The organism is Nocardia sp. NPDC058497, assembly GCF_042720195.1.
Classification (GTDB): domain Bacteria; phylum Actinomycetota; class Actinomycetes; order Mycobacteriales; family Mycobacteriaceae; genus Nocardia.
This window is the reverse complement of the sequence record NZ_JBHXMY010000433.1, coordinates 1-5,117: the sequence shown is the minus strand read 5'-3', so window position 1 is coordinate 5,117 and position 5,117 is coordinate 1. Positions and strand designations below refer to the sequence as shown.

At 67.9% G+C, this 5,117-nt stretch carries 5 protein-coding genes; 3 read left to right on the top strand and 2 right to left on the bottom strand.

The features are described 5' to 3' along the window. Nucleotides 1-120: 120 nt before the first annotated feature. Both ACFWPJ_RS24045 and ACFWPJ_RS24040 read right to left on the bottom strand, forming a co-directional pair. Complete coding sequence (locus ACFWPJ_RS24045) at nucleotides 121-543, bottom strand: ribulose bisphosphate carboxylase small subunit (protein WP_378854651.1); 423 nt, start codon at nucleotides 541-543, stop codon at nucleotides 121-123. 8 nt (nucleotides 544-551) lie between these two features. Further along, nucleotides 552-1,994, bottom strand: coding sequence for a form I ribulose bisphosphate carboxylase large subunit (locus ACFWPJ_RS24040; RefSeq protein ID WP_378854650.1), 1,443 nt, complete (start codon nucleotides 1,992-1,994; stop codon nucleotides 552-554). Nucleotides 1,995-2,118: 124 nt separating this feature from the next. On the opposite strand from ACFWPJ_RS24040, the gene ACFWPJ_RS24035 reads away from it, so the two are divergent. The 3 genes from ACFWPJ_RS24035 to ACFWPJ_RS24025 form a co-directional block, all read left to right on the top strand. Beyond that, entirely contained in the window at nucleotides 2,119-2,784 is a 666-nt protein-coding gene (locus ACFWPJ_RS24035) for a LysR family transcriptional regulator (protein ID WP_378854649.1), read from the top strand. 136 nt (nucleotides 2,785-2,920) lie between these two features. Beyond that, entirely contained in the window at nucleotides 2,921-4,126 is a 1,206-nt protein-coding gene (locus tag ACFWPJ_RS24030) for a hypothetical protein (protein WP_378854648.1), read from the top strand. A 95-nt stretch (nucleotides 4,127-4,221) separates the two neighbouring features. Further along, nucleotides 4,222-5,117: hypothetical protein (locus ACFWPJ_RS24025; RefSeq protein WP_378854647.1), on the top strand; the 896-nt coding region annotated here is incomplete at its 3' end.

The window sequence follows — 5,117 nt, the reverse complement described above, 5'->3', positions numbered from 1 at the left end:
TCAACCCGCGCGTCCTCGCCCCCCTGGCCCTGGGTGGGGGGGGCCCCGGGGGGGGGGGGGCGCGCGGGCGGGGGGTGGGGCCCCCCCGGCCGCGGCAACCGGAATCCGGCGGCGGATCCGTCAGCCGCCATACCGCTGTCCCTGCGGACGATCGGTGGCGTAGGAGCGCAGGCTGTAGATCTGGCGGCGATCCGGTCCCTCGGCCCGCGCCAGCTCGAAACCGGGCTCCTCGGCCGGGCGCTGCACCAGGAAGCTCAGCGCCGTCGTCTGTTTCGTGTAGGTCGCGTTATAGGCGTTGACCCGCACGTAGTGGCGCGGAAACGTCGCCCGGCAGGCGTTGATCTCGGCCAGCACCCCGTCGGGTTCGTCGAGGTCGAACAGCGGCAACCCCCACATCTCCCAGTAGGTGTTGCGCGGGTGCGGATCGTCGGTGTACTCGATCGAGACCGGCCAGTTGTTGAGCAGCGCGTAGCGCACCTGCGCCGCGATCTCTTCGTCGGTGAGCTCGGGCAGATACGAGAACGTCCCGTGTCGCAAATACATGGTGCTCCCTACAGGCTCGGCGTCGGCACCGCGTCGGGTGCGTCGGTGGACGTGTAATCGAAGGTGACATCACCCCAGGTCGCCAGCGCGACCTCGAGCGGGCGACACGTCGAGGCGGCCGTGCGCAGCACATCGGGCCCCTCCTTGATCAGGTCGCGACCCTCGTTGCGCGCCTTGACCACCGCCTCCAGCGCCACCCGGTTGGCCTCGGCGCCGGCCGCGATCCCCAGCGGATGACCGATGGTGCCGCCGCCGAACTGCAGGATCACGTCGTCGCCGAACAGATCGAGCAGCTGATGCATCTGGCCTGCGTGGATACCGCCCGAGGCCACCGGCATCACCCCGGGCAGGCTCGCCCAGTCCTGGTCGAAGAAGATGCCGTTGCCCAGATCGGTGGGAATGTGGTTCTCGCGCAGGGTGTCGTAGAAACCGCGGGTGGTCGCCGGATCGCCTTCCAATTTGCCCACCACGGTTCCCGCGTGCACATGGTCGACACCGATCAGCCTGCACCATTTCGCCAGCACCCGGAAGCTCACGCCGTGCGTCTTCTGCCGGGTGAACGTCGAATGGCCCGCCCGGTGCAGGTGCAGCAGCACTCCGTTGCGCCGCGCCCACTTCGACATCGACTGCATCGCGGTGTAGCCGACGGTGAGGTCCATCATGATGACCACCGAGCCCAGTTCCTTGGCGAACTCGGCCCGCTCGTACATGTCCTCCATGGTGGCGGCGGTGACATTGAGGTAGTGGCCCTTGATCTCGCCGGTCTCGGCCATCGCCCGGTTCACGCCCTCCATCGCGAACAGGTACCGGTCGCGCCAGCGCATGAACGGCTGGGAGTTGATGTTCTCGTCGTCCTTGGTGAAATCCAGGCCGCCCTTGCAGGCCTCGTAGACCACTCGGCCGTAATTGCGTGCCGACAAACCGAGTTTCGGTTTCACCGTCGCACCCAGCAGTGGCCTGCCGTATTTGTTGAGATATTCGCGTTCCATCACCGTGCCGTGCGGCGGGCCCTGGAAGGTCTTGACATAGGCCACCGGAATACGCATGTCCTCGAGCCGCAACGCGAGCAGCGGCTTGAATCCGAAGACATTACCGATGACCGAGGAGGTGAGGTTGGTGATCGACCCTTCCTCGAAAAGATCCAGATCGTAGGCGATGTAGGCGAAGTACTCGCCCGGCCTGCCCGGCACCTCGTCGATCCGGTAACACTTCGCCTGGTATTTCGAGTGCGCGGTGAGCCGGTCCGTCCACACGACAGTCCAAGTGGCAGTGGATGATTCGCCCGCCACCGCGGCCGCCGCCTCGATCGGATCGACGCCACGCTGCGGGGTCACCCGGAACACCGCGAGCACATCGGTATCCGAGGGTACGTAGTCGGGTGCGTAATATCCCATCGACGCGTACGACTGAACACCCGGATCCCAACGATCCCGTTCGGTTTCTTCCGCCATGGTTCCTCCTGTGGAATCCGGTGTGCGCCTGTCGAATTCCAGGATGGGGCCCGCGACCGTCACAAACAATGTGAATGTTTCTGGGAACGCTCAACCGAAACGTTGAGTTTGCTACCGTCGGGTAATGCACAGGGTGAGCGCGGGGCGGATGGAAACCTTCCTCGCGGTGGCCCGGCTGGGCAGCATTCGCCGCGCGGCCGCCCAGCTGCACGTCACCGAGGCGGCGGTGTCGGCGGCGGTCGCCCATGTCGAAAAGCAGCTCGGCGCCAAACTGATCACCCGATCCGGGCGCGGGATCGCCCTTACCGAGGCGGGCCGGGTCTACGCCGAATACTGCCGCGGGATCCTCGGCCTCATGAAGGAAGCGCACGCCGCTGTCCGGCAAGCCGAGGCGGGCCGGTTACGGATCGGCGTCGTCGCGACCGCGGGCGAATCGGTGGTGCTGCGACCGCTGGCCTCGTTTCGCCACCGCTACCCCGATGTGGAACTGAGCCTGTCCATCCAGCCCCGTGACGTGCTGTTTCTCGAACTGCAGCACCACGAGACCGATCTCGTCATCGCGGCCGCGCGGGAGGGTCTCGGTATCACCCTCATCCACTCCGATGCCGTCGGCGAGCACCTGGAATCCGGTGCGCTGCACACGATCGACGTGCCGGGCACACCCCTCGACCGGGCCTGGCACGCGGTCACCACGCCGACGCCCACCCCGGCGACCCGGCTGTTTCTGGCCCACCTGATCGATCCGCTCGAAACCGGAACCGACGCCTTCCACGCCACGATCGGGCCCTAACGGGTCGAGCCGGCAGCGTCGATATCGCAGTGCCGATCGATTCCTGCCCGATCCAGCAGTCCCAGTGACTCGCCCAACCAGAGGGGATAAGCCGGGCGAGTGATTGCTGTCGGTGCGTCCTGCCACGATGCCGTATATGGCCCGACACCCGGACACCGAACATCATCTCGAACTGGCACTCGACTACGGCCAGTTCGTCCTGCACGGCGGCGAGGGCGAGGAGGAGGCCGAGCTGTCGTTGCTGGAGGCGGCGCTCGCCGACGGGCCGTCCGTCGGTGACGGGCATACCGTCGTGGTGCTCAGTCCACACCAGAACAACTTCGAGATGCCGCTCGCCGTGCAGGTCTGGGCGGCACGTCCACCCGCCGACGACGCCGACTGGCAACAGATCAGCGAAGCCCGGCTGCACATCGGCGAATACGGACTGAACATCAGCTCACCGGTGGACACCTGGGAAGCCGCACCGGTGCCGCAGGGTGACTACATCGTCGACATCGCGGGCGCCGGGTTCGTCGGGTACGGCTGGCCCGGCACCACCACCCCCGGCGACCATTGGCGGATCCGGTTGTGGCCCGACGACGGGAGCGTTCTGCGACAGCCACTGGTCTGGAATACCCCCGAGCGCGACGTCGATATCGTGGCACCGCCCCTGATCGACTCGGGCGTCCGGCTCGATCCCGAGGACCTCGCGCTCCGGCAGGTTCCTCACCTCGAAATCCCCTTCGGCGTCGAGAATCTCGCGACGAACGAACCCTCGGACGCCCACGTACGTCAGTGGCAGCAGGAACCTGCGGACCAGGAACGCGAAGCGTGGGGCGGTGAGCCCATCGCCGCGCTCCGCGATGTCTTCTCTGCCCGCGATCTCGCCGGCTACGACCGACCACTCGCCGAGGCGATCGCCGAGATGGATGCCGATCTGCTCCGAGAGCTGAGCGAGTACTGCGCGCTGCGCGCCTACGAATGCGCCGGTCTCAGCGAGCGTCCGTGGGTGCGTCCCGCGCTCGCCGCACTGCGCTCCGGGGAACCATTCCCCGAGCCGTTCCAGGATTCCGGTGCGGCCTTCGCCCGGCTCGACGAGGACCAATACGGTCCGGACGCTGGCCGGTTCGAGTCCGTCGTCCGGGAACGCACCGACGCACCCGCGCGTCGACTGAATCCCTACGACCGCGGTGCCATCAGCCGACCGCACTTCGCCGTCAACACCCTGTTCCACGCGCGTCACACCGATCCACTGCAGGGCGCGCTGTCGGCGCTCAACGAAGCCGCGATCACCTTCGGCGACCAGGTCGAGGTGCTGTTCACCGGCATCCGCACCGAGTTCGGGCTGCCGCCACGTCGCTGACCGCAACATCGTGGACGCTCACGCCTGCCGCGGGTACGGTCGTCGCCAGGGGGACGGATTCATAGTCTGTGCACAATCGAACGAAGGGGTGGGGTATGTCGACCGAAGTGAAACTGTCCGGGGACGCGCTCGAACTGCCGGGCGGCGTGCGGGTGACCTTCATCCGCACCCTGCGACTGCCCGAGACGGGCACCTATCCGCTGCCGCCCGGTCTCGGGACCTTCCCGCTGCGCAGGGTCGCCGACTACCCCGGCACCGTGCCCGCCGAATGGCGACAGCGCGGCGGCGTGATGTTGCCGGTCTACCAGCGTGAAGCCATGTGGCTGCGATTCTCCGCGACCACCCCCGCCGCGCTGAAGGTCGGTGTCGGCAAGGTCTGCGCGGTATCGGGCAAGCCATGGAGCGACACCCTCGGCAAGGATCCGCAGAACTATCTCGCGCTACCCCAGCAGCCATGGATGGACGGCATCAACTCCGGCGACGGCACAGTCCGCCAGTTCGTCGCGGTGCCGCTCGGACTCGGCGCGACCGTCGAAGGTCAGGTGACGGGCACCGAGCAGTGGGGTGGCGTGCAGCTCGCCGTCCACGGACTCACCGATGCCGCGCTGGAGGCCTGGAACGCCGCCGAACGCGCCAGGCGGCAACGCATGCCCGCCGCTCCCACCGCACCATGGCTCGCCGAGGAGATGGTCTACGGCGCGCCGCCGGCCGCGCCGCACTACGGCGCCGCGGTCGCCTACTCCGCTCCCGGCAGTCCCCCGGCTCCCGGTGCCGCGCCCACCGGTTCGCCGCGTGCCCGAGGAGCTCGCCCCGCCGCCAGGAAGATGGGACTCGGCGCCGGCGGAACCATGCGCCAGGAGATCTTCGCCGACCAGCGCCCGATCGAGGACTACCACCCCGAGGCCGACGGCCGCGTCTTCGTCCACCTCGCCTCCGCCGCCGAATGGCAGCAGATCACCGGCGAACCGGCACCCCCGACCCCGATCACCGC